Here is a 25,386-nt window from a genome sequence, read left to right on the forward strand (position 1 = left end):
CTCCAGCGCTGCGCGCTGGACAGTGATAGCCGGCGCGTTGCGCCGGCTATGCGCCCGCTCCGCGGGCGCAGGCGTGGCAGCCGCGCATGCCAGTTTCCGCTTCGCTTCAACTGGCATGCGCGTTGCGGGCCTGTTCCGGCGGCAAGCCGCCGGTCGAGCCGCTTCGCGCCTCGAGGCAGGTCCGCTTCGCTCCCCTGCTGAAAGGATCGCTACAAGGAGAGGCGTGCGGAGTCTGTCTTCTTGTCTTCTCGGGCACTTGACGCTCCGTCACATGTTTCTGACGGAGCGTCACTTCTGAGTGTCTATTGTCCCATACTGCTGGTGGCAGGATGGGGGTCTTCGGGGTTCAGATGCAGGGGCTGTCATGTGTGAGGCACGCTCGATTGTAGCGTGCGATGGCCTCGCAACTTGAGGTCTTGCATCATAATTTCTCTGTAGAGACTCTACCCTGAGGGCTCACTGCCCCCGTAGATCGAAGGCGGGATCTCATGCCAAGGAAGCAGCGGCTCCGTTCACATCAGGTCGAGGCAGTTGATGCGGTGGTCCGCGCGCTCGGGTCTTCGGTGAGCGGAGAGCTGCCGGACGCGGCGGTGCGTGCGCAGGTGATTGCGCCTCCGGGAGCTGGCAAGAGCCTGATCGCGGTTTTTGCAGCGCAGGGGCTCCGTGCCGAACGGGTGTTGGTTCTGGTGCCCACGCTCGACCTACTGGGTCAGATGGTGGGCGTATGGCGTGCTGGCGGGCGTGGTGGTCGCTTGTTCGGGGTGTGCTCTGAGCGCGAGAAGGCTGCTGTGGGGGTGCGGTGCACTACGGATGCGGGTGAGTTGGCGGGGTGGCTCGCGGGTGCGGGCCGGGTGACGGTGTTCGCCACGTATGCCGCGGCTGGTCTGGGAGTCCTGGAGCGTGCTCACGCGGCCGGTGCGGGGCGTTGGGATCTGATGGTGGTGGACGAGGCGCACCGGACGGCGGGGGTGTTGGGGAAGCCGTGGGCAGTGGTGCATGACGATCGGCGGCTGCCGGCGGTGCGGCGGTTGTACATGACGGCGACTCCGCGGTTGTGGGAGGAACCCGGGCTGGAGGGGGCAGCCCGTGGGTCGGGGCAGCTGGTGGCATCGATGGACGATGAGGAGATCTTCGGGCCGGTGGTGTACCGGCTGACGATGTCGGAGGCGATCGAGCGGGGGCTGATCGCGCAGTACCAGGTGGTCTGCGTGGATATTGCTGATCCGCAGCTGTCGGCGGTGCGGTTGGTGGGTGCGGAGGCGTTCACGGATGAGGTGCGGGGGGTGCGGTTGGCGGCCTTGCAGACGGCGGTTTTGAAGACTGCTGCGGAGCACCGGCTGCGGCGGGTGCTGACGTTTCATCACCGTACGAGTGAGGCGGAGGCTTTCGCGGGCGGGCTGGGGCAGGTGGCCTCGGCGTTGTGGGAGGCCGATGCGGGATCGTTCGCAGAGGCGGGAGCGGTGTGGGCGGACTGGCTGTGTGGGGAGCATCGGGCGGTACACCGGCGGCAGGTGTTGGAGACCTTTTCCGCGGGGGTGGTCCAGGATGCCGTGATGGAGCTGTGCGTGCTGTCGTCGGCGCGTGTGCTCGGCGAGGGGGTCGATACCGCGGAGTGTGATGCGGTGGTGTTCGTGGATGCGCGGGGCTCGACGCCCGATGTGGTGCAGGCGGTGGGCCGGGCGCTGCGGATGCAGCCCGGGGAGGGCAAGGTGGCCTCGCTGGTGGTGCCGGTGTTCCTGGAGCCGGGTGAGGAGCCGGACGAGATGCTGGCCTCGCGGTCGTACACGCATCTGGTGAAGGTGCTGACCGCGCTGCGGGCGCACGATGCCGAGGCCGTCGAGCAGCTCGCCGTCCCCCAGTCCCCCAGCCGGAAGGCTGCCTCGGGCGCGGGCGGGGCAGCGGGTGGGGCGGTCAGCGGGGCGGCGCAGGGGCTGCTGCGGTTCTCCACGGCCCGGGATCCGGTGCAGTTGGCGGCGTTCATCAGGGCGCGTGTACTGCGGCCCGAGGGTGAGTACTGGCGTCGGGGGCTGCAGGCCGCGATGGCTTACGCCGCCGATCAGAGGCACCTGCGGGTCCCCTACGGGTATACCGCCCCCGATGGTTTCGCGCTGGGGGTGTGGATCGCCAAGCAGCGCGTCGCCTACCGCCAGGGCACCCTGGCTGAGGAACGGGTGAGGGAACTGGATGCGGCCGGGATGGTGTGGTCCCATCTCGAGGTGGCCTTCTCCGAGGGCCTGGCCGCCGCGCGCTGCTGGGCGGGGGAACACGGGCACCTCCTCGCCCCCACCGAGGCAACCTGGCAAGGCTACCCCGTGGGGATCTGGCTGCGTGACCAGCGTGCCGCCGCGCGACGAGAACGAGCGGCGCAGAACGGGCCTGGCGGGGGCCGGGCATCGGGGAGGCCCAACAGTGCGCGGCGGTGGCGGGAGCTGGAGATGATCGATCCCGCGTGGTGCCCAGCCTGGGACATCGCCTGGCAGCGGTGCTTCCACCTCGCCCGCACCCACGTCAACGGCGGCGGGGAACTGCCCGCTGTGCCCGGGGAGATCGTCGTCCAGGGCGAGGACCTCGGGCGGTGGGCCAGCGTCCAGCGCACCGTTGCCGTATGGGGCGGCTTGCTGCCCGCGCAGCAGTGGCTGCTCACGCAGGTGCTGCACCTGACGCCAGACCAGGAGCAGCCTCAGGCAGGACCTGCGCCAGGCCGGCAGAGGGCCGTGAGTAGGACGCGGGCGCAGATGTGGGCCGACAACCTCGCCGCCGCCCGCCAATATCGCCAGCGGGAAGGACACCTGAATGTCCCTCGCCAGCACGTGGAAACCGTGGACGGTGACGACCGTGCGCTGGGAGTGTTTATCGCCAACTGCCGGGCACGCAAGCAACGCCTGGCCCCTGACCGGGTGCAGGAGCTGAGTGCCGTCGGATTGAAGTGGGGGTGAGGAATCACGTGTAAAGGCCGCCGACGTACGCGGCCGTCGCACCATCATCACCCTCGATCGCGCCGACTGGGATCTGGAGAGAATGGGGCGCCCCCGGACCAGGGCGCGGTGTGCGGGGGCGGCCCGTGCCCTGTCGTCCTGTCGTCCTGTCGTCCTGTCGTCAAGCAAGGCACTACGACCGTAGAGCCCCATCCCAGCAGGCGCCCGTTGCGGTAGGTCGGCTGGGTGAGCGCCGGGGTGTGCAGACGACACCGTCGACCGGATCGACAACCCCGCCCAGCCCGGGCGGTGCGAGGACCTAAAGGCCGACCGGGCAGGGGCGCGGGACCGCGGCTGGCGCGTTGTCGGGTGCGAGTCGGGTTACCTGCTCTGATGCTTGCTTCGACGGGATCGAGACGGCAGTCGAGAGTCACCGAGCTGATGCAGATCATCCACTCCCGCACTGCTGGTGCCGCCTGCGGCTGTAGTGGGCCGTGGGTGCCCTGACGGCCCAGGGAGTACGAGGCGGTTGTTCTCAGTCGTTACGGTGACGGGCGAGCATGTGGTTCAAAGTCAGGTCGTGGGCGGTGGCGGGGCTGCGGACGTAGGAGCACACCAGGCACGTGCCCGGGCCGTAGCCGACACCGAAATCGTCGAGGCCTCTGACAGTGAGGGTTTCGCGTCCGCAGACGGGGCAGTCCGCAAGGCCCATGCCGTCGATCAGGTCGTCGGGGTGAGCAGGCAGGTGGTCGGCTGCGAGGGCGCTCCGCCGGTCGGCTTCCTCCTCGCCGATCAGTTCCAGGTAGTCCTGTGCCCGTAGTCGCTCGTACCGGTCCTGGATCTCGTTCTTGACCCAGTCGGCTTCCCGTTTCTCCTCACTGACCTGGCGCAGGCATGAGTGGTCATCAAGTTCGAGCAGTGCGACGACATGCCGCTCCTCCAACTCGCCCACACCGCGTGCGTGCCGCACCCGCTGGGTCTGCTCCAGGGCGTCGTTCAGCGTCGCCACGTCCACTGCGATCTCCGGCTCGTCGGCCGCGTCCGGGACAACGCGTATGCCCTCCTTGGCCTCGTCGCATTCTTCAGCGATGATCTTCAGCAGCTGTGATGCCGCCTTCAGCCGGTGGTCGCCGTTCCTGCGTTTCTCGGTCTCCTGCCCTGGCCAGGTGCGGGCGACGATAGCCGCCAGCCCGTTCGTCAACGCCTGATCGAAAATCGCGGCAGCACCAGGGACCTGGAAATCGACATCCAGCACCGTGGCGCACCGGCCGTACTCTTCGGCTCGTTTCTCCTGCACCTCCTCATCCTCACCGATGGGCCACGGCAGCACAGGGGCGGCCCTTGCCGGCGCCAAGGTGGTCGCTGGGCTTGGCCGTGCAGGGCACCCGGGCTGAGCTGGTCGAGAGTCGGGCCGACGTCGGCACCAGCGTTTCCTGGCGTCTCAGCGCAGACAGGTGTGCGGCGGCAAGGACGCCGAGAGGGCGGGCCGCAGAGGTGACCGCCGTGTCCGCCGGGGATTGTCAGACCCTCCCGCTACCGTCCCTTTTGTCTCATTTTTCTATCTTTGGAGGTGTGGGGTGAGGGACACCGGCATTGAGCTAAAGCGGTTTCTGGACGAGGCCGAGGGCGGGGCGTACGACCTTCCTCCGATGCAGCGGGCTCTGTGCATCCGGCCCGCCTTCTCCGTGCGGCTGATCGACTCTCTGTACCGGGGCTACCGGGTCGGCTCCCTGCTGATCTGGGAACCGCCGGTGGGCCACCGGCCCGCCGCAGGCCGCTACCAGACGCTGGCCGGGCGGCCACGCTGGTGGATCCTGGACGGCCAGCAGCGCGGCACCTCCTACGTGGGGGCCTTCGGACGGCGCCCGGCCTGGATGCCCGAGGAACGCTGGAGCGACATAGGCGGGCCGGCTCTGGAGGTGGCGGCGCGCTTCACCGCTGCAGGCCGCATCCAGTTCCGTGCCCACCAGCCGGGCCGTGTGCGGCACGTCCGGCTCGCCGATCTGGTCGCCGGCGGTGAGGTGCGCTCCCTGCTGGAGGAGGCGAGCCTGCACCCCACCGATGCCCTGGTGGAGAAGGCGCTGGAGCTGCGGGCCGGGCTGCTGCGCTATGTGCTGCCGGTGGAGTGGCTGGCGGCCGAATGGGCCGACGCGGCGGAGAACTTCATCCGCCGCAACCCCTCGCTCAAGCCCGAGGAGCGCTCCTTGTGCAGCCTGAGCATCGCCTTCGAGGAACTGCAGCGCGAGCACGTCGATGCGCTCGTGCAGAGGGCCCGCACGGCGGGCTTTGCCCACTGCCTCGACCGCCATCAGCTCAGCCTGGTCCTGCAGGACTTCCTGCCGCGCGAGGCCCGCCGGGCCCAGGGACGGTGGGCGCAGCGCGATGCGGTGAGCCGGGCCATGGAGCGGACCGACCAGTCCGTCACTCAGGTCATCGCCTTTCTTCACCGCCACGGCATCACCAGCGACGCCGTGCTGTGGTCGCCTCCCATGGTGCGGGTGCTGTGCGCCTTGTTCGACCGTTTCCCCCAGGCGGCCGCCTCCCCGTTCACTTGGCAGTGGCTGGCTCATGCCGCCGCATCCCAGTTCTCCCCCGGCGGCCCCCGGCCCGCGCGCCCTGGCCGGGACGTCCAGGCCGTCGTGGCCTGTGCGTCCTTCCAGGAAGCCGCCGCACTGCTGGCCGGGCAGATGGCTCCCGTGCACGCCTCTAGGCTGCAGGCCGAGGAGTTGAGCAGTCCGTGGGCGTCCAAGCGGCAGCTGCTGGGGGCGGCCGGCACGCTGTATGCGATGGCCTGCGCGCGCCGCATCTGCGGTCCGGTGGTCGACCTGGCCGACCCAGCCATGGTCTTTCCCGACCCGCGGATGCGGCCGCGGCTGCTGTGGCCCGATGCAGGCAAAGAGCTCAGCCTGGCGGCCTGGGCGCTGCTGGGCGACGCCAGCGCCGAACGCATCCAGGCCGGCGGTGGGTGGAACCGGACCGTGTTCGAAGATCTGGACGTGCCCCCGGGCATCCTGGCCGCGCACCAGCTGGCGCCCCCGGTCGGCGGGGCGGTGGCCGTGCCGGTGGAGCAGCAGCTGAAGCTGCGGGCGCAGGCCATGACGGATGCCGTCAACGCGTTCCTCGAGGCCATCGGGCCGCTGGCCGTCCCCCGGGGAGAGGAGGTCTGACATGCCCTCCACCCTCCCGCCGGACGGTCCGCAGTGGCGGCAGGCCGGGGTGTATACCAACGAGGACGGGCAGAGCGTCGCCGGGCTGCTGACCGGCTGGCTGCGCGAGGCGGAGCGGGACGGCGGATGCCTGACACTGACCGCCGGATACATCAGTTTCCGCGGACTGGAGCTGCTGGTGCCCGCCCTGCGGCGGGTGGTCGAGGCTGGCACGCCGGTGCGGCTGTTGATCGGTGCGGAGCCGACCGGGCGGGCCGCACTGATCGAGCCCGCCGGACCGCCGGAGGACCACAGACGGGTCGCCCAGGCACTGGGGCAGAGCGAGCAGGCACTGCGCGCCGAGCTCAATGGCGTTCCCACCACGGCGGCCAGCGCCTGGCGGCTGTATGAGATCCGGCAATGGCTGCGCCATCCCGGGGCGGAATGCCGGCGCTGGGAGCACCGGTTCCTGCATGCCAAAGCACTGGTGGAGGTCACGGCTTCGGGCCGGTGCCGGGCAGTGGCAGGCTCCTTCAACCTGACCCTGCCGGGGCTGTGCACCAGCGGCGAGCTCGGCCTTGCCGCACACAACGCCCGGCAGAGCCGGGCCGTGGCCCAGGTCGTGGAGCGGTTCTGGCAGCAGGGCGCCTCCTACGACCTGGCTGCGCTGATCGACGAGCGGCTGTGCCCGTATCCAGCCGAGCTGGTGTATCTGCGGATGCTGCTGGCCCGTTTCGGTGACGAGGTCAACGCAGCCCCCTCGCCGCTGTCCTTGAAGACGTTCCAGCGCGACGGGGTCGCCAAGGCGCTGGCGGTGATGGACCGTTACGGCGGTGCGCTGCTGGCCGACGAGGTCGGCCTGGGCAAGACCTACATGGCCGGGGAGGTGATCCGCCGCCTGACCCTGACTGGCGCGGGACCGGTGTTGGTGGTGTGCCCGGCCCACATCAAGCAGTCGGTGTGGCGCAGGCGGCTGGACGAGTGGCAGATGGACGGCGTGCACGTGCTCAGCTACCCGCAGCTGCTGCTGCGGGTACGCCGCCTGATGCGCCGGGGCAACGACAGTGCCTGGCGCCGCTACGGGCTGGTGGTGCTGGACGAGGCGCACGCCCTGCGCAACAGCAACACCTGGCGGTGGGCGCTCATGCAGTTGCTCGCCCGGCAACCCGTGCGGCCGAAGATCCTGATGCTGTCGGCGACCCCGGTACAAAACCGGGGCCGTGACCTCTCCCAACTCCTCAAGATCGTCGCCCCGTTGCGGGACGAATCCGACGACCCGGTGCAACGGCTCCGTCCGTCCTTCGACGAGCTGGAGGAACTGTGCGAGCACGCGGACATGCTCGACGAACGGGACCTGGAGCGGCTGCACACCGAACTGGACCGGCTGATGGTGCGCCGCACCCGGCCCTTCATCGTCCAGGCCTACGCCCGCGAGGCACGCCGGCTCAAATTCCCCACCGTGCGGCAGGTTCCGGTGCGCTACAGCCTGCCGCCGCCGCTGCAAGTCCTGTTCGGTGATGTGCTGGACGCGGTCGGCCACGACAATGCCCTGTCCGAGGACCAGCTCACCGACCTGGAGAAGCTGCGCGGGCCCACGCCGCGGGTGGCCACCCTGCGGCTGGCCGCCTACAAGGCAACCACCTATCTACGTGTTGATCCCGACGAGCCGCGCTGGCTGCCCCTGCTGCTCGGCCTGCTGCGCATGGGTCTGCTCAAACGCATTGAGTCCTCCGTCGCCGCATTCGCCGCAACCGCCTCCCACATGGCCGAACGCACCCGCACCGCCCTCGACGAACTCGACCGGGGGCGGGTGCGCGTCTACGTGCCCGTCCGGCTCAAGAAGGAGATCCGCGAGCTGCTGGACTCCCCCACCCGGCAGGTGGCCCACAACGGTGAAGAGCTGGACTACAACACACTCGTCGACCACTACCTCGGCGGCGAACGCCCTCCGCCCGGCGCGCACACGACGGGACGGGACTTCCGCTACCGGCAGGCCGCCGACTTCGATGTGGCGTCCATGCGAGCCGACCTCGAACACGACCTCGAGGTACTGGAACACCTTGCCCGTACCGCTGCCGCAGCCGTCCCTCATGACCCCAAGCTCGACGTCATCACAGGGCTCCTGGCCCGGATCTGCGCCGGGCTGTCGTCCGCGAAGACCGTCCTGTTCGCCAGCTCCCGCGTCACCACAGCGGATCTTGAAAAGCGCCTGGAAACAGCCGCAGCCGCAGGCGGCCCGCTGGACCTCCTCCAGGGCCGCATCGCCAATCTCGGCGACACCGAGATCCCCTCCAAGGCGCACATCGCCACAGTGCTGGGGCACTTCGCACCACTGACCGCCGCCAACCTGACCGGCGAGATCGGTTCCGAGATCCCCGAAGACCTCTACGACCTCCTGCTCACCACCGACATGCTTGCCGAGGGCGTCAACCTCCAGCAGGCCAGCTACGTCATCCACTACGACCTGCCCTGGAACCCGAAAATCCTCGAGCAGCGGCTGGGCCGCATCGACCGCCTCGGCTCCCCGCACACCCACGTGACGTCCTACACCGTGCTGCCGGACGTCGGGCTCGATCTCGTCCTGCGGCTGGTGGATCGGCTCATGGCCAAGACCCGCGTCGCCGCCGCCTGCGTGGGCACCCCCAGCGAACTGCTGCCCGGCGCCCCGGTCGAACCGCGCAACTTCGTCGACCTGATCGACCATCTCGACCATCCGCCATCCCGCCGCGGCCGCCTCCCGCTCGCCGAACACCAGCGGGTCTGGCTCGCCCGCGCCCTGCGCGAACCACGCCTCAAAGACGCCCTCGACCGACTGCCGCTGTGGTGCGGGGCCATCCACCCCGGCCACTTCGACGTCCCCGGCGTCGTCTACTGCTTCACCGTCCTCCAGCCACCCGACCAGCGGTGCATCACCGCCTTCGCTCGCGTCCACGGGTACCCCCGCCACCAGGCCATCACCCTGGACGCCGCCCGCTGCCTGGAGCAGGCCCATCTTGATCTCGAGCAGTGGCTCGACGCCTGCACACAGCACGCCGTTCCTCTCGCACCCCAGCCGCATGTCGCCCCGGCCGAAATCCAGCTGGTCTGGGAACTCCTCGACTACGCCCGCCAGCAGGTGGCCACGGCGCACGGCGTCACCGACGACCCCGCCGGCGAGCGCATCCAGCTAACCGCCTGGATACTCCTGCCTGACCGCAACGCCACCCCGGCTTCCTGACCTCCGGCACAGAATCGTTGACATCCTCCCCCTCCCAAAGGAGGGGGATTCCCGCCAGCCGGCCGGTGGTGACCGGCTTGGGCTTCGGGTGGGTTCCCCGTTCAACGGCCGTGCCTGGCGTGGGATTTCCACTCCAGGGCTGACCGGCCCTCCAGGGGCGTTTAGCCTCTCCGCCTGCCCGGCGGCGAAGATCACACGCGACGCATTGAGGTCACGGTCATGCTCAGTACCGCAGCCGCCGCACCGCCAGGTGCGCACGTGCAGCGGCTTCTTCCCGTCGTCTCGCGGTGTTCCTCCCCCGGCTGAAGCCGTGAGTATCCACTGATCGTCTGGATCCCGGTGCAGGCACGCAGAGCTCGCGGGCGGTCTGACGGGCCGGAGCCTGTCCCCGGGACGCCGCACCCGCGTGCGGGCCTGCCTTGGCTCCCGGCTCGGAGCCAAGAGGGCATGTGACCGAGATGCGTCGGGACGCGATGGTGCACGGCGGAGTCGTACGCGACTGGGGACGTTCAGCGGTACGTCCCGGGCGGACATGACGCGGAGCCGGATCCGGGCTACCCCGGGCCGCCCGGCTTCGCTTCCGGCCGCCCACGGCAACCCGGCGGTGCCTTCGGATTACGCGCCGAGCGGTGTCGGCATGGCGCCGACCGGCAGGGCCTGAAGGCGGGCGGACAAGGCCCGGGGGCTCTGGTCGAGATAGGTCATGCCGCCGGTCCCGCACAGATACGTGCGAGCGCCGGTCGCGGCCGCTTTATACCAACGTTCGTGTCCACCGCATGTCGAGTGCTTCGAGAGCATCGAGCTGTTCGCGGGACAGACGGTAGGGCCGCCGGCGTTTGTCGGAGAGCCATTCCCCGAGGCGGAAGGAGCTGCCGCGGTCCCAGACGACATGGTCGTAGGGGACGTTGAGGTGCTGATGGGTGCGCCAGTAGGCGTGGGCGTGGCGCAGGCCGTGGGCGAAGGCGCGTTCGCTCTGGCTGCGGGGCGGGCGCAGCAGCAGGGCGAGCGGGTGGTGGAGCGGCAGGGCTCCGAGGAGGTTGTGCTGAGCGGAGCTGAGGCTGGGCAGGACTTGGAGTTGCTTGTCGAGCCACTGCTCCAGCGGTCGGTCGTCGCTGTCCGGGGCGAGGTCGGGAAATGCCAGTTCGCCGCGGCGGGCGGCTGCGAGAGCGCGTGCGTAGATGCGCCGCCAGTGGCCGTGCTTGTCCCAGCCGGCGTCCCACCAGGGGTAGATGTCGGTGAGGGCCCGCTGGTAGCAGTAGGGCAGTTGCCCGCGGCGGGCCTTGGTGCGGCATGTGTTGATCCAGCGGCCGACGTCCATGCCCCGGAAGCGTTCCCCCGGCACGGGCGAGAGGTGGCCGTGCTGGGCGTGGTAGTCGCGGGCGATGCCCAGACGGTGCTCGATGCTGGTGCGGGGGTGTTCCCAGATCATGCCCAGCGCGTCGAGCGCTCCGATGCGTTCGGGCTTGAGGCTGTGGTTCATGCGCAAGGAGCGCTGGTTGCCCAGCCACCAGCCGAGATAGAAGCGGTCGGGGCCGCAGTAGCTGCTGGGCACTTTGAGGTGGCCGTGTTGTTCGCGGTAGCGGCGTGCGCTTTCGAGGCCGAGTTCCCAGATGCAGTTGTGGGGGTCTTCGGCGTACAGGCTGAGCAGGGGGATGAGTTCGTCGGCGCGTTCGGGGCGCGCCACCGGGTGCAGGGGGTCGGTGGGCTTGGGGTGGCGCAGGTAGTGGACGCGGTGGAAGACATGCTCGTCGTAGAGCTTGAGGGCGGACAGGACCTGTTGCAGCAGGTAGAAGCGGGTGCCTTTCGCGGCGTCGGCGAGGTCCTGGCCGGGGGCCTTGTAGACGGGGATGATGATGTGGGCGACTTTGTTCTGGCCGGGCACCGGGCGCAGGGCCCGGCCGACGGCCTGGACGATCTGGTACGTGCTGGTCTTGGCGCTGGTGAACAGGACGGAGTCGATGGCGGGGACGTCGACGCCTTCGGCGAAGATCATGCAGTTGGTCAGGACGGCCCGCAGTGGCTTTTTGTCGCTGGAGGTCAGGGAGGCTTCTTTGAAGGCGCTGACCTGGGTGAGCCTCTCGTAGCGGCTCTGCTCGCAGTTGACGGTGCCGGCCTGGAGCGGGCCCTGCATCCGCTTGGGCATCAGGGCAGCCGTCTCGGGGAGGGTTTCCGCGAAGACCTCGGCGGCCTTGATCCGTGGGGAGAAGACCAGGGCGCGTCGTAGGTCGTAGTCGTGCATGGCGCGCAGCAGGGCGACCTCGGCGGCCGCCATGCGCAGGCCTTCGGAGTCGGCGGCGAGCATCGGGTTGCGGTTGAGGATGGCGCGCAGGTCGGCGTCTTCCACCTCGATGGCGACGATGCGGTAGTCGGCCAGCAGCCCCTGGTCGATGGCGTCGGCCAGGGAGAGGCGGAAGACGACCTGGCCGTAGAGGTTCAGGTCGTCCATCGAGGCGACTTCGATGTCGATCGGGAGGTCCTGGCCCGTGTTGGACTCGAAGTTGCGGGGGGTGGCGGTGACGAAGAGCCGGTGGTGGGCGAAGATCTGCTGGCTGTTCAGCAGCAGCGCCCAGGGTTTGGCGAGGTTGCCGGCGGTGCGGTGGGCCTCGTCGCTGACGAGTACGTCCCAGGGCGGCATGTGGAACAGCCGGTGGGCTTCGGCGATCTTTCCCAGCGAGTGGTAGGTCGCGAAGACGCTGACCGGGCCGTCGGCCTGGGAGATCTCCGCGGCGAGTGCGGCAGGGGTGGTGACGGCGGTCAGGATGCCGCGCAGGGCCGGGTCCTTGGGCAGGTCCGGATCTCCGCTGAGGGCAAGGTAGCGGCCGGGGCGGCCTTCTTTGTGCCACTCGCGGGCGGTCTGCTCGAGCAGTTCCAGCGTGGGCACGACGTTCACGGAGGTGCCCGTGGGCGCCATGTGGTGCACGACGTTGAGGGCGATGAAGGTCTTGCCGCTGCCGCACGGGGAGTCGACGCGGCAGCGGGGCGCACCGAGGAGGAACTCGGTGACGCAGTTGTCGACCGCCTGCTGCTGGAACGGGCGCAGCGGGGTACGCAACCGTGGTAACTCGGCCATAGCCGTGCTCCTTTCGGGTTTTTGAGGCAGTCAGGTCCTCCTCGAGGGTGGAAGGGGGCCTGCCGCCCTGCAGTGCACAGACGCCCGCACTTCACTCGAACGGGTGATGGGGGCTTGCGGCCGTGCGCGGTCGGGACTGGGATGCGGAGGTTGCGTTGTGCGCGTGATCCCGGCCGGGCCGCGCGCGGCCGGCCTGTGGCGCATGCGGTCCTGGTGGGAGGTGCGATGGCAGACAGGACGGGCGTATGGGGACCGCGCCTGCGGCTGCGGGTCCCCGTGCCGCACCTGGCCGGCGAGTCGACCGGCTCGTTCGTCAATCGCCTGGCACATGCCCACAAGTTGGAGCTCGGAGATCTTTTGGACCGGGTGGGCACGGGCCGCCAACCGGTCAATCCTCGTCTGCCGGCCCTGGCGGAGCTGTATGTCAACCGGGCGGCACTGGATCATCTGGCGGTGCTGTCCGGCCGGACACCGCACCGGCTGCAGCTGGCCCTGACCAACCTCCAGGCTCGTTTCCTGCTGCCGGGAGATGATCCGGCGCGCTGGCAGTGGCCGTTCGAGGTCCGTGGGGGGCATGTGGTGCGCTGCTGCGACCTGTGCGCCCTTGCCCGGGGTGTGGGTGAGGCGGCGTGGCTGATGGGGCCGGATCCGTGGCGGGTGTGCCTGCGTCACCGGCGATTCACGGACGACCACCGCGGCCAGGACCCGCACGTGGTGCGGCTGGAGGGACTGCCGGAGGTAGTGCGTGCGCACGCCGACCGGTTGCGGCTGGAGCGCCGCTTCGGGGCGGCGGGAGCGGAGCTGTTCGCCGACGGCTTCCAGATGGTGGCGCGCTGGTGGGAACGTACGCCGGACGTGTGGAGCTGGACGCAGCGGGCCTGGCGGGCGGGACTGGAGGGGCGGGAGCTGCGCACCGGTCCGCTGGTGACCTATCCGGAGGCCGTCCAGCTGGCGCGGGAGATGCTGTGCTACGAGCAGCGCGGCGAGCGCACGCCTGCGGCGCGGGCGGTGTGGGTGCAGGACGTTCAGCAGCTGATGGCCGGCTGGGGGTTGGAGGACGTGGACGGCTGGGGCGAGCTGGCGCAGTGGCTGGATCACCATGCTCAGCCAGCTGCGGCCTCGTTCGCCGACGGTGCCGGTGGTGCCCGTCGGCGCCGTCGGCGGGTGCTGGCCGTGGGGCACAGCCGACTCGCTGAGCCGTCCGGCTCGTTGCGCGAGCGCTCCTGCATGGCCTGAGAACTGGCCTTTACCAAAGGCGAGTTGACCGGAGGCTGGTTTGTCAAGGGGGTGTCACCCGTTCGAGTGATGCCTGCTTCGGTGCACTGACCGCTGCGGGCGGGAGACGGCCAGGCTGGCGTCACGGCCTGGTTCGGGGCGACGGCTCCGGCGGGCAGACGCGGAGGGAGGCGCCGGGTGCGTGAGGTGAGGGCGTGGCATCTCGACGACGATGGCCGCTTGGTGTGTGTCGCACCCGAGGCGCTGCGGGGGGTGGCGCTGGAGGAGCGCCAGCCGCCTACAGATCCGGTCGCCTACCACGGCCGGCAGGGTAAGCTCACCGGCTGGTGGTCGGCGACGACCAGCACGCTGGTGGTGTGCGGGTCCAAGCGGCGCACCTATGTGGCCACCGAGCTGGACTTCGATCCCGCCATCCGCCGTTTCGCCGGGGAGCCGGTCGAACTGCACTGGGAGCAGGGCCGCATCCGGCACCGGTGGCGGCCGGACTTCATCGCCCTGACCCGCGACCAGCAGCGGCAGGCCGTGGTGCTCGCCCCGCACCGGATGGGCCCGCAGTGGCGCGAACGCCTGGCCGCCCTGCGCGAGGTCGCCGCTCAGGCCGGCTGGAGCGTGTGCGTGCGCCCGGTCCCGCACGGGGTGCGGCGGGAGAACCTGCTGCTCGTGGCGGACTTCCGGCAGCCTGCCGTCTGCGATCAGGCGCATGAGCGTGCCCTGCTGGCCGTGTTTCGACGACCGCGCCCGCTGAAGGAGGGCGTCCTGGCCAGCGGAGTGCCCGAGTTCCTCGGTCACGACCATGTGTACCAGCTCATCTGGCGCCGTCTTCTGGACATCGACTGGAGCCGGCCGCTACTGCCCTTCTCCCCGGTCTGGGCGGCAAGGGGGCAGCGATGACGGGCACTGTGTCGGGCTGGTTCGAGACCGACCGGGTCTGCCTGGGGGATCTGGTGCGCTGGCGCGGTGGCGTGTGGGAAGTCAGCGCCTTCCAAGGGCGGCAGATCACCCTGCGGCCGCAGTCGGGCGATGTGGCGCCGGTGGACATGCTGTGGCGGGAGGTGGAAAGCGCCCCGGACTTCGCCGTCCTCGACAACGACGGGCAGGACGTGGCCCGCGCATGCCTGCCCGCGCTGGGCGAGCTGCTGGAGGCCGCCACCCCGGCAGAGCGCGAGAAGGCCCTGTGGTGGCACGAGCACATGAAAGAACTCCACACCGGACTGCGGCCCGGCTCCACCACGGCCCGCCCCGGCTACGACCCGGACACCACCACCTTCAAACAGCGCTGCCAGACCAAGTCGGCCGAACTCGCCGCCGTCGGCATAAAGTTCAGCTGGCGGGCGCTGGATGACCGGCGCCGCGCCTGGAAGGGGGCCGACGAGAATCCGCTGGTGCTGCTGTACGACGGCCGCAAGACCCGCACCCCCGACCCGGGCGGCCGCACCGACAAGCGGGTCATCGCGCTGATGCACGAGGCCACCGCCCGCCACGCCCGCGAGTCGGGCGGCCGGGTCAACCGCGTGTACGAGGACGTCGAGACCCTCGTCCGTCAGCGTTACCGCCGGGAGTTGCAGGATCCTCGGGAGGCGGAGCGGCTGCTGCTGCCCCGCTCGACGTTCTACACCCGGATGCAGGAGCTCGGGCTGACCGAGCAGCTCAAGAAGACCACGCGTCGGCGCTCACGCGAGGCCAGCAAGCCGCGGCGCCCGTACACGCCGTCGGTGGCGCTGCGGCCGGGCCAGCTGGTACAGATCGACACCTCTCCGCTGAAGATCAAGGTAATCGGGGACGACGGCCGCGCCGTCTCGGCCGAGCTGACCGCCGCGATCGATGTCGCCTCCCGCTCCTGCACGGCCCTCATGATCGTTCCCGTGGTGACCGGGGAGGGAAAGCCGGGGCAGCGCATCGGGGGCCGCGCCACCAAGGCGTTCGATCTGGTGCTGCTGCTGGCGCAGTGCTTCGCCCCGCTGACCATGCGGCCCGGCTGGGACCCGCTGACCGCGGCCCGCGATTCGGCCCTGCCCTACGGCCAGCTGTGTGCGGCCGACGCCCGCTTCGCCGAGGCCGTCGCGGCCCGCCCGGTCATCCACCCGCGGACCATCGTCATCGACCAGGGCAGCCCCTATCTGAGCGATCACTTCAAGATGGTGTGCAGCTTCCTGGGCATCAGCATCGAATACGCCCGCAAGGACACGCCCACCGACAAGCCGCTGGCCGAGGCCTTCTTCCACGGCTTCGCCGACACCTTCAGCCAGTTCGTGAAGGGCTGGACGGGCCGCAGCTTCGAGCAGCGCGGCTACGGCGTCGAACGCCAGCGCCTGTTCAGCATCAACCAGGTACAGGCCGCGGCCGAGGAATGGGTGGCGCTCGACTACCAGCAGCAGCCGCACGAGGGGCTGCGCAGCCCCCTGTATCCGGGGATGGTGCTGTCCCCGAACCAGATGTACGACCGGCTGGTGGCGAGCTACGGCTACCGGCCCCGGCAGCTGACGGCCGAGGACAACCGCAAGCTGCTGGTGCCGGCCTGGGTGACGGTCACCGACAAGGGCGTCCAGATCGACAACCGCACCTACCGCTCCCTCGATGGGCGGCTGCGGGATCTGGAGGGCCTCGACTCCGGACTCGCGCACAAGAACGGGCGGTGGGAGGCCCGTTACAACCCCTACTATCCCGGCGTCGCCTGGCTGTATGACCAACGGCTGAGCGGCAGGTGGATCCCGGTGGAGTTCCTCTACCGGCACATGCTGGCCGACCTGCCGTGGACGCACTATCACTGGCAGGACGCCGCCGAGGAATGGGCGCTGGGCGGCGGCAGCCGCGAGGATGAGGTGGCCATCACCCTGGCCGTGAAGGAGCGCCACCGCCGCACCCGCCGCGGGCCGATGGCCCGGCAGGCGGCCGAGCCCCGCCTGCCGTTCCGCGGAGTGATCCGCCCCGAGACCGGCGACGCGTCCGACTCCGCGGCGCCGGCCACGCCGCTGGACCCCGACATCGTTCCCGCCGCCCCCTCGCTGCCCGTGCCAGCCCGGGACGTCGGCAACGGCCGCTACACCCTGCCCACCTGGGCCCCGGCCGGCTCCGAGGACGACCCGCCGGCCGGCACCGCTGCGCCCGCATGAACCCGCCTCTCGCTTCACCCGCCGAGGAGAGCCGTATGAAGACCACCGCGCCCGCCGCATCCGATGCCCGGGCCGAGATGGCCCACCTGGTGCGCACCACGCCGCCCCTGCCCGCATGGATCTTCTCCTGGGAAGGCTGGGACCGGTATGTGCGCACCGAGTTCAATCCACCCGACCTGCTGGACTGCGCTCCCGCGGACGTGGAAGTCGACGTGGACGACCCGCGGGTGGACTACCACCGCCATCTGCTGATGATCGAGACCGCGTTCTTGGAAGACTGTCTGCTGCGGGCCCGAGGAACCTTCGGTGTCAACGGCAACCGGTACGAGGGCCTGCTGGACATGGTGATCGACGGCCCGGCCGGCACCGGCAAGACATACCTGCTGCGGCTCATCGGCCGGGAGCTGCAGCGCAGGGTCGAAAAACACTTCAGCGACCGGATCCCGGTCGTGCACATCACCGTCCCGCACGACCCGGAGAACAAACTCAACTGGATATGGGAGATCGCTTCCTTCCTTGCTCTGACACCCGAGCCCAAGAGCGAGGCGGAAGCCCGTCAGCCGCGCCGCATCCCCGACCTGTCCCTGCCCGTGCACACCGTCATGGAACGCAAGCAGACCCGCCTGCTGCTGGTCGACGACATCCAGCGGGTCTCCCCCGCCCAACTTGGCCCGATCCTGCACTACTTCGACTACCTGCGCACCCGGCTGGGCATCACCACCATCTTCTGCGGCACCGGCGCGACCGACATCGTCCATGCCGCCCGCAAAGGCTGCGACCGCCGCGACGAAGCGCTGTGGACCGCCCACCAGCGGCTGCAGCCGGGGGCCACTCCATCCGACCTGAAGGCGGCAGTGGCCAAGGAACACAAGGTGCGCAGCCTGCTGCCGGTCACCTGGGTAGACCCGCTGCCCTGGAGCGATGACAACCAGGAGCCCCTCCTGGCCGCGCTCAAGGGCTACGAAAAGAACCTGCGCATGCGCAAGCTGAGCAAGGACGTTCTCACCCGGCACGCCCAGTACCTGCACGACCGCACCGGCGGCTACTTCCTCTACCTGTCGCAGCTCATCTGCGGCGCCGCCGTCGCCGCAATCCTCGATGGCACCGAGGACATCACCCGCGAGCACCTTCAGGCCATCCGCATCGGCCGGGAAGAGATCCTGCCCAGCCGCTGACCACGCCCGCGAGCACCGGGCGGCACAGGTTACAACCGCCCCCCGTGCCCGCACCGTTTCCGCCAGCATCCCTCTCCAGGATCGAGCCCACTATGAGCGTGGAGCTGACCGGCATCCAGGACGTGCATGCCCTGTGGCTGCAGACACTGGACTTCCTCCGCTACAACGCGCCCCAGACGTGGGCGGACATGCTGCAGCAGGAGGGAGTGACGTTCTTGATGCCGCCCGCCGTGGCGGCACTTGAGCGGGTGGAGGATCAGGCGGCCGCCCTGGCCAATGCGGAAAGGCGTCGGCTACGCAAAGCGGACTTGTTCTACATCACCCGGGAAGCCGCCGCGAGCGTCGCGGGGATAGACGTCCCGTGCATCGCCCAGATCGCCAGCATTGTGCCCTCGCCATCCGGACTGATGGTGTGGGAAGAGCCGCCGGTGCACATCGAGAGGGGTGTTGTGCTGCGGGCCGTGTCCTGGGGGCCCGCCTATGACGGTGGCACCTGGTGGTCCTGGTGGACGGATACGGCAGCCTGTGTGCGCGCCGGCATCACCGAGCCGAGCATGCTGATGATCCACGGAGGGCTGACCTTCCACGAGGAGGTCCACACCGAGCCCGACTTCTGGCCGGTGCAGGCCGATGACCCCGCGCTCCCGGAGCACCTGCAGTTCCGTGCCCTGCTGTTCACGTGGATGGCGATCTCCTGCGGTCTTCTGGTGTACCGCGAGTCTGTGGGCCCCAGCCAGGACATCTGCGGGCATCTGCGCCGCACGGGTATGGAGTCCCGGGCGGTGCACCGTGTGATCCCGGCCAGCAGCGGCGACCGGCCGGAGCTGGCGCAGATCCTGCGCCGCCAGCTTCAGCTGGACGGAACGTCCATGGAGGAACGGCCCTACCCAGGCTACCTGCCGGCGCAGTTGGCGCCGTGGCACGTCTATGTGCCGGGTCTCGGGCACCGCCTGATCGTGGAGATCCCCTCTCTTGAGCCCGGGCAGACCGCGGTTCCCACACTCGGCGCCAGCCGGAGGGTCGGCAACCTCGCATTCGCGCCGGTCAGGACGGTACTGCGCCAGGGCTGGCAGTTCCACAACGGCTATGTGCAGTCCCTGCTGCGCTACGAGCCGGAGTTCGGACTGCTGACGGAGCCCGGTGATGAGGAGTTCTGAACGCTTGCGCACCCCACGGCACCCGTGACCGCTGTCTTGGGCAGCTACCGGGCCGGGCCTTCCCCCACAGACCAGCCCCGGCCTGCGGGAAGCGAGGGTGGTCGTGCCGACGGGCATCACCAGGCACGGCGCTGTTGCGGATCGGCTTCGAAGACGACTACCTGCAGCGCCTGGTGATGTACATGGCGTTCCTCTTGGACGCCCGGTTCGCAGCTCACGTGCAGCTGGGCCCGGCCTCACGACAGCTGGCCTTCCTGTGGCGCGGGCCATCATCTGCGCTGACCGCTTTGGGTTACGACGAGTTCTGAACGCTGCGCCAGACAATGCCCACTATTATCCGATGATCGCTATTCCTCAGAGTGACATGCCGGGGACGGGGGCGGGCAGTGTACGTGGCCGAGGTGCTGGTGGAGCGGTTCCGGTCGTGCGAGCGGGTACAGATTCCGCTGCGGCCGGAAGTGACGGTGTTGGTCGGGGAGAACAACGCGGGCAAGTCGTCCGTGATCGACGCGCTCCGGCTGCTCACGGACCCCCTGGACGGGCGGCGCGTGCGGTATTTCGAGGAGTCCGATGTCCTCACCACCGCGGCCGCGCAGGGCGGCCCCAGCCTGCAACTGGACGTGGCCGGCATCGGCCCGCAGGAAAGCGGCGCGTATCTCGAGGCGCTGCTGCCCCAGGGGACTCCTGACAGCCGTACCGCCCGGTGGCAGGTGTCCTGGACGCCGCCGCAAACGGGCGGGCGGCGTGGAAGCACCGTCTGGGCGCAGGGCGCGGGCCTTCCGGTCACGGGGGACCCTCCGGCGCGGGGCGGTGTGCGGCATGTCTATCTGCCAGCGCTGCGCGATGCCGAGCGGGAGCTGGCCTCGGCGGGCGGGGATCGGGTGCGGATGATCCTTCGCGGGCTGCTGGGCGATGACGAGCAGGCCGATGCCTTCGTGGAACGGATCGGCACCGAGCTGAAGAAGGTGGCTGCGGACCCGGACGTGGTCAAGGTCAGCGAGAAGATCAACCAGCCGCTGCGGGATCTGACGGTCGGCGCGCATCCCCAGGCGAGTGAACTGGCCCTGGCCGAGCCGACGTTCGCGTCGATCGCCCGGTCGCTGCGCATGCTGCTGGGTGATGTCTCCGCCGCGCCGTTCCCGTTGTCGGCCTCGGGGCTGGGTTACGCCAACACCCTGTTCATCGCCACGGTGATGGCCGAGCTGGACGCGGCGGCAGAGGCGGATCTGACCGTGCTGCTGGTCGAGGAGCCCGAGGCGCACCTGCATCCGCAGCTGCAGACCCTGCTGCTGCGTTACCTGCAGCGGCGGGCGCGCGCCTCGCGCCGGCAGCCGTCGGGAGATCCGGCTGAGCCGGCCGGGCATCTGCAGGTGGTGGTCACCACCCACTCCCCCATCCTGTCGGCCGCTGCGAGCGTTCAGGACCTGGTGGTCATGGCGCGCTGCCCGGGTGAGCTGTCGGACGGCTGGCGGGCGCGGCCTTTGCCCATTCCCCGGCTGCAGTTGAGCCCGGACCGGGTGCGGCATCTGGACCGCTATCTCGATGCCACCAAGAGTGCTCTGCTGTTCGCGTCGCGGGCGATCCTCGTGGAGGGTATTTCCGAGCTTCTGCTGCTGCCGGCTCTGGCCGAGCGGGTCCTCGCCGCAGACGAGGACGCCGATGCGCCGGCGAAGCGGGAGGCGTTCGAGGCGGTGGAACGGTTCTTCGGCACCACCCGGGTGATCGTGGACGGTGTCGGGTTCGAGGTCTATCTGCGGGTGCTGCTGGCACCCGTTGACGGCATCTGTCTGGGCCGGCGGGTTGCCTTGATCACCGACACGGACGTGGCACCCGATCAGCCGGAACCACCCCGGCTGCAGTCGCTGCGGAAGCTGCCGCGCGGCTGGCATTCTCCTGGCGAGCTGCACCTGGCCGCGGCGCCGAGGACGCTGGAGCCGGCCCTGTGGTCGCAGAACAACATCACCGCCTTGCGGGCGGCGTTCCTGCGCTGCGCGCCGCACTCGCAGGACCGCTGGAAGCAGGTCGTTGAGGCGACGGATCCCTCCCTGGCGTTCGGGGAGCTGTTCGTCCCGAAGGCCAGCCGGACCGTCACCGGCACGGACGGAGAAATCCTGAAGGGCACCGAGATCTCCAAGGGCCGGTTCGCGCAGGAACTCGCCGACATACTGGCCGACCGGGTGGTGCCGTTCACGGTGCCCGAGTACCTGGCGGGTGCCATCCGTTTCATCACCGCCCAGGACACGAGCACGCTCGCAGTGGGCGCGCCATGACGACGCCTCAGCAGGATCCGGTACGGGCCGACGCCGAGAAGCAGCAGCAGGCCGCCATGGTCGTGGCTGCGCCTGCGTATGTGGCTGCCTGCCCGGGCGCGGGCAAGACGCATGTGATCACCAACCGGCATCTGCAGTCGCCCCGGCGGCGGCTGCGGAAGGGGCGGGCACTGATCTCGTTCACACGGGTGGCGCGGGACCAGATGGCCCGGCGCTGCCGCTCGGCGGGCCGCGCCGATCTGGTCCAGGCGCCGCACTTCATCGGCACGCTCGACTCGTTCCTGTGGGAGTTCCTGGTCAAGCCGCGGCGGGCGGCCCAGCCGGCGCCCCGTCTGCTGGAATCCTGGGCGAGCATCAAGGCCCCAGTGGAGGGCGCGGACCGGGAGATCAACCTGCACCGCTTCCCCATGACGGTAGATCCCTCCTACAGCGAGGCGCGCGAGGCTGTTGCCTGGGACAAGCTCGACTACGACACCCGCCAGCTCATCAAGGACACCTCCTACAGCCGCGCGCAGTGGGAGAAGAAGATCTTCGAGACCCGCAAGGCGTGGTGTGACGAAGGCTATTTGACCGGGCACGAGGCGCGGGTCCTGGCCCTGTGGAACCTGCGCCACGCCAAGACCGCCGCCGCTCTGCTGCCCCCGCTGCTCTCCCGGTTCGCGGAAGTCGTCGTCGATGAGGCACAGGACTGCTCCGCCGCCGACCTGGCGATCCTTCAGCTGCTGCACGACGCCGGCCTGCCGCTGGTTCTCGTCGGTGACCCGGACCAGGCCATCTACGCCTGGCGCGGCGCCGAACCCCAGGCTCTCCAGTCCTTCGCGGCTCAGCTCTCCCCCGCCCCGCACCGCCTGACCGGCAACTGGCGCAGCTCCCCCGTCATCTGCCGGCTCGCGTCCACCCTGCGCACGGGGCAACGCCCGCCGGACACCTCCGTGGTGCGCGACGACGACATCCCCGTCCTCGTGCTGCCCACCCTATTCGCCGACTCCGGCAGCCGGCACCTGCACGCCCCGACCGGTGCCGGCATCGTCGACGCCTTCCGCACGCTGGCCGAGGAGTACGCCGTCCCGGCCAAGGACTGCCTGGCGACCGCCTACAAGTACGCCACCCTTCCGGGCATCACCCGGGAAAAGCCCAACACCAAAGCCATCACCAGCCTGGGCTGGGCCCGCACCGTCACCCACACCCCGGGCGCCAGCGGCGATGACCTCGCCCGGGCCTGCGCGGTCGCCGTGCGCGTCCTGTTCGGATACTGGTACCCGGGCGAAACCGGCGGCCCCGACCGCATCATGGCCGGCCACCGTCTCTCGGCCGGACAGGTCAACCGCACGGCGTTCGCCTTCCTGCACAGCCTGCCTGCGCCCCACCGGGAATGGGGGCCGCAGGTCTGGCAGGCCATGAAGGCCTGGCCCGCTCTTCCCGGGGCTGCTCCGCAAGGCGGCAAGGGCCGCCCCGCCGGAAAACCCACCGTGTCGCGCCTCCAGGTGGCCACCGGTATCCGCACCAACATCGTCCACCAGCTCAAGGGCGACGAAGCAGACGGCGTCCTGCTGTTGCTGCCCGATGCCGGAAGCGTCCAGCGCTGGGCCACCGCAGACCCGGCCACCGACGAGGTCCTGCGTGTCTGGTACGTCGCCGTCACCCGCGCACGCCGCCTGGCCGCCATCGCCGTACCCGAGGACGAGACCGACGCGCTGGCCCAACTGCTGGCCAAGGACCAGGTACCGGCCCGCGTCGCATGAGATCTCTTTCATGCTGCCTGACCCGGTACGGAGACAGGCAGCGTGGGGAGAAACCCGGAAGGCAGCGCAGTGAGCATCGCCGGCCTGCAGCGCCAGCATGACGACATCGACGGCGGATGAAGTCTATCTACTTGTGCGCTTTTGAGATCAATAGGCCGTAGCCGTGCCGGACTCGGCGCGGACCGGGCTAAGGTCAACTTCGGCCTGGTCACGATGGTTTGGGCCGGTGACGAAGTTCGCTCACGAGGGAGCCAGCGCAATGCACGGTCAGTTGACACCGGACGTGCCACTCGGCCCGTTCGAGGGCACGGCGATCACGGTGTGGTCGGGGCAGGGCAAGCAGGCGAAACTGCATGCCAAACCCTCGTGTTCGTACCTGCGCTCGGCTCACGGCGTCGAACGGACGGTACATCTGGATGCCGTTGTGGTAGGCCGGATGTGCCCGCAGTGCGGCACCTACGGGTCCTGGGCACGTCCGGGTACAGGGCTGGCGGTGTTCCTGGACACGGTGACCGGGCTGGGTCTGTTGTATGAACTGGACAGCTTCCGCGCACCGGACGAGGACACCTTCAGCGACGAAGAGGTCCGGCACGCGGCCGCTGTGCTGTACACGCCCGTGGCCGACGGTCCGGCGGTCCCTGCCGAGCAGGACGACGCGGAGGACGACGAGGACGGCACGTGGGAGGAGCGGCAAGAGGCCCAACGTGTACGCGAGTCGGTGCTGCGGCAATGGGGCGGCGCGCTGGCGAGCATGCACCGTACCCACCGGAAGCTGGCGCTGTTTCCCTGGCTGCGGGCCTGGGCCGGGGAAGCTCTTGAGGCAAAAGCCGGGTATCTGCGCGTCCTGCAGGAGCAGGCCCGGCTGCTGGTCGTCGAAAGGGCGCTGCTGGCGGCTGCCGCGGCGGCTGCCATGACGGAACCGGATGTTCCCGCCGACGAGCCGGCCTTCGCGCCGCTGGGCGGCCCCGGCGAGGCTCGCCGGCTGCTGCTGAAGCTGTGGCGGCGGTGGCGCGGCGCGGTCGAGGACAGCTGGGACGACCCGCAGCAGCAGACGTACGTGGTTCATCACCTGACCGACACGATGGGCAGCCGCCGCAAGGGACGCAAGCAGATACTGGATCGGGCCCGGGCGGTGGTGGCCGGCTGGGAGGCCGACGTCCGAACGGCGGCCGGCGGGCGACACGGCGAGCGGGTTGTGGTCGCTCGTTTTCCTGATGATGCGGCGGAGCGCGGTTCTGGCAGGTCACTTGTGGACCGGCTGGGTGAGTGGGAACTGGGGGTGCTCGCCTCGTACACGGCCGGCACCGTCTGGGAGCCGCAGTCCGTCCTCACCCTGCGGGTGCCGGAGCCGGTGGCCGTGCGGCTTCTGACTTACCCTCACACGCTCTCCTACAGCGAGCCGGAGACTGCCGAGGCCGGACAGCCGGCGGCGCCGTCCCCGGCAGAGCCGCGGCCTGGGACCGGATCGGGGCTGGGGCCGGGGGTGTTCGACGACGCGCCGGTCCACAGCAGGCGTCCGGTCACCAGCGAGCACCTGCGCGCGCTGCGCACCGCGATGCGGGATGCCGAACAGCTGTACGTGGTGTTCTCCGTCGACGGCGGGCTTGAGGTCGTGGCCTTGAGCGTTCTGGAGGAACGGTGCAGCTCAGGATGGCAGGGTTGCATCGTCGCCGGTGCAAGTGACTTGCCCGACGCGCTCTTCGCGCCGCGCCAGCCCTCTTCCGGGCAGGAGGAGCCGGTCTGGCCCGCCCGTATCCACGATCCGCATCACGAGGCGTTCGGCAGCCATCTGAGCTCGGCAGAAGGCGAACGGGTGCTGGTGCGGCTGCGCGAGGGGCGACGCGACACCGATCACGCGCTGCGTTCGCTGGCTCTGGCCCGCGGCGTGGCCGACCTGCGCCGGCTGGAGGCTGTCGGGTATGACGACCGGGATTTTCCGCGCCGTCCCTTCGTGTCGGCGGTCTGGCACGGTCTGCTGGCCATGGAGCAACTGGATCTGGAGCCCTTCGAACACGACACCGGCACCGGGTGGCGGCAGGGGTCGGGGCTGCCACTGGGCGTGCTCGCCAAAGTGCAGGTCTACACCTCGGACGCGGAGGGCCGCTATCAGGGCCGGGCCCACTCCCCCGACTGCAAGCACCGGCGTCCGGAGCGCGGTGTCACCGGCGACGACGACTTGGTGAGCATCGCGGAGTTGCTGGACAACAAGGGCTTCGATCCGTGCAGTAAGTGCGGCGGGTATGCCGTGCGCCGTCTCAGAAAGTGTTGGGTAACCGGGTGATCACTCGTTCTTGAGATCGTCGGCGAGGCGGCGGGCTGCTTCGGTCTCGATGGGGCCGCGTGGTTCG

15 protein-coding genes are annotated in these 25,386 nt (G+C 69.8%); 12 read left to right on the forward strand and 3 right to left on the reverse strand.

The genetic code is table 11. From position 1 onward, the window contains the following. Positions 1-488 precede the first annotated feature (488 nt). Positions 489-2,936 carry a Helicase associated domain protein gene (locus ACFV88_RS35450; RefSeq protein WP_385496328.1) on the forward strand — a complete coding sequence of 816 codons (2,448 nt, stop codon included), beginning with the start codon at positions 489-491 and terminating at the stop codon, positions 2,934-2,936. A gap of 514 nt (positions 2,937-3,450) precedes the next feature. On the opposite strand, the gene ACFV88_RS35455 is transcribed toward ACFV88_RS35450, so the two are convergent. Continuing rightward, a complete protein-coding gene (locus ACFV88_RS35455; RefSeq protein ID WP_385496329.1) occupies positions 3,451-4,245 on the reverse strand; it encodes a hypothetical protein in 795 nt (264 codons plus the stop codon). A 247-nt stretch (positions 4,246-4,492) separates the two neighbouring features. Here ACFV88_RS35455 and ACFV88_RS35460 point away from each other — a divergent pair, with 247 nt between their 5' ends. Beyond that, positions 4,493-6,082 carry a DUF262 domain-containing protein gene (locus tag ACFV88_RS35460; RefSeq protein ID WP_385496330.1) on the forward strand — a complete coding sequence of 530 codons (1,590 nt, stop codon included), beginning with the start codon at positions 4,493-4,495 and terminating at the stop codon, positions 6,080-6,082. Position 6,083: 1 nt separating this feature from the next. Beyond that, positions 6,084-9,278 (forward strand): SNF2-related protein, encoded by a 3,195-nt coding sequence (locus tag ACFV88_RS35465; RefSeq protein WP_385496332.1) that lies wholly within the window; start codon positions 6,084-6,086, stop codon positions 9,276-9,278. On the opposite strand, the gene ACFV88_RS35470 is transcribed toward ACFV88_RS35465, so the two are convergent. Both ACFV88_RS35470 and ACFV88_RS35475 read right to left on the reverse strand, forming a co-directional pair. Further along, positions 9,228-9,812: a zinc ribbon domain-containing protein gene (locus ACFV88_RS35470; protein ID WP_385496333.1), complete on the reverse strand. Its 585-nt coding sequence runs from the start codon at positions 9,810-9,812 to the stop codon at positions 9,228-9,230. The genes ACFV88_RS35465 and ACFV88_RS35470 overlap by 51 nt on opposite strands. Positions 9,813-10,029: 217 nt before the next feature. Further along, on the reverse strand, positions 10,030-12,348 hold the full coding sequence (locus tag ACFV88_RS35475; protein ID WP_385496335.1) for a Helicase associated domain protein: 2,319 nt from the start codon (positions 12,346-12,348) through the stop codon (positions 10,030-10,032). Between the two features lie 225 nt (positions 12,349-12,573). On the opposite strand from ACFV88_RS35475, the gene ACFV88_RS35480 reads away from it, so the two are divergent. From ACFV88_RS35480 to ACFV88_RS35520, 9 genes are all read left to right on the forward strand, one after another. Further along, the gene (locus ACFV88_RS35480; protein WP_385496336.1) at positions 12,574-13,584 is read left to right on the forward strand and encodes a TniQ family protein; all 1,011 of its coding nucleotides are present in this window, start codon (positions 12,574-12,576) and stop codon (positions 13,582-13,584) included. A gap of 222 nt (positions 13,585-13,806) precedes the next feature. Beyond that, positions 13,807-14,475 (forward strand): TnsA-like heteromeric transposase endonuclease subunit, encoded by a 669-nt coding sequence (locus tag ACFV88_RS35485; protein WP_385496345.1) that lies wholly within the window; start codon positions 13,807-13,809, stop codon positions 14,473-14,475. Continuing rightward, the gene (locus ACFV88_RS35490) at positions 14,472-16,694 is read left to right on the forward strand and encodes a transposase (RefSeq protein ID WP_385496337.1); all 2,223 of its coding nucleotides are present in this window, start codon (positions 14,472-14,474) and stop codon (positions 16,692-16,694) included. The genes ACFV88_RS35485 and ACFV88_RS35490 overlap by 4 nt, the downstream gene beginning before the upstream one ends. Before the next feature lie 35 nt (positions 16,695-16,729). Next, positions 16,730-17,869 carry an ATP-binding protein gene (locus ACFV88_RS35495; RefSeq protein ID WP_385496338.1) on the forward strand — a complete coding sequence of 380 codons (1,140 nt, stop codon included), beginning with the start codon at positions 16,730-16,732 and terminating at the stop codon, positions 17,867-17,869. 92 nt (positions 17,870-17,961) lie between these two features. Beyond that, the gene (locus tag ACFV88_RS35500; RefSeq protein ID WP_385496339.1) at positions 17,962-19,026 is read left to right on the forward strand and encodes a hypothetical protein; all 1,065 of its coding nucleotides are present in this window, start codon (positions 17,962-17,964) and stop codon (positions 19,024-19,026) included. Between the two features lie 182 nt (positions 19,027-19,208). After that, on the forward strand, positions 19,209-19,334 hold the full coding sequence (locus tag ACFV88_RS35505) for a hypothetical protein (protein WP_385496341.1): 126 nt from the start codon (positions 19,209-19,211) through the stop codon (positions 19,332-19,334). A gap of 84 nt (positions 19,335-19,418) precedes the next feature. Continuing rightward, the gene (locus ACFV88_RS35510; protein ID WP_385496342.1) at positions 19,419-21,296 is read left to right on the forward strand and encodes an ATP-dependent endonuclease; all 1,878 of its coding nucleotides are present in this window, start codon (positions 19,419-19,421) and stop codon (positions 21,294-21,296) included. Further along, positions 21,293-23,038, forward strand: coding sequence for a UvrD-helicase domain-containing protein (locus ACFV88_RS35515; protein WP_385496343.1), 1,746 nt, complete (start codon positions 21,293-21,295; stop codon positions 23,036-23,038). The genes ACFV88_RS35510 and ACFV88_RS35515 overlap by 4 nt, the downstream gene beginning before the upstream one ends. A 259-nt stretch (positions 23,039-23,297) precedes the next feature. Beyond that, positions 23,298-25,319: a hypothetical protein gene (locus tag ACFV88_RS35520; RefSeq protein ID WP_385496344.1), complete on the forward strand. Its 2,022-nt coding sequence runs from the start codon at positions 23,298-23,300 to the stop codon at positions 25,317-25,319. The last annotated feature ends 67 nt before the right edge of the window (positions 25,320-25,386 follow it).

Source organism: Streptomyces sp. NPDC059816, assembly GCF_042732055.1.
Lineage (GTDB): Bacteria > Actinomycetota > Actinomycetes > Streptomycetales > Streptomycetaceae > Streptomyces.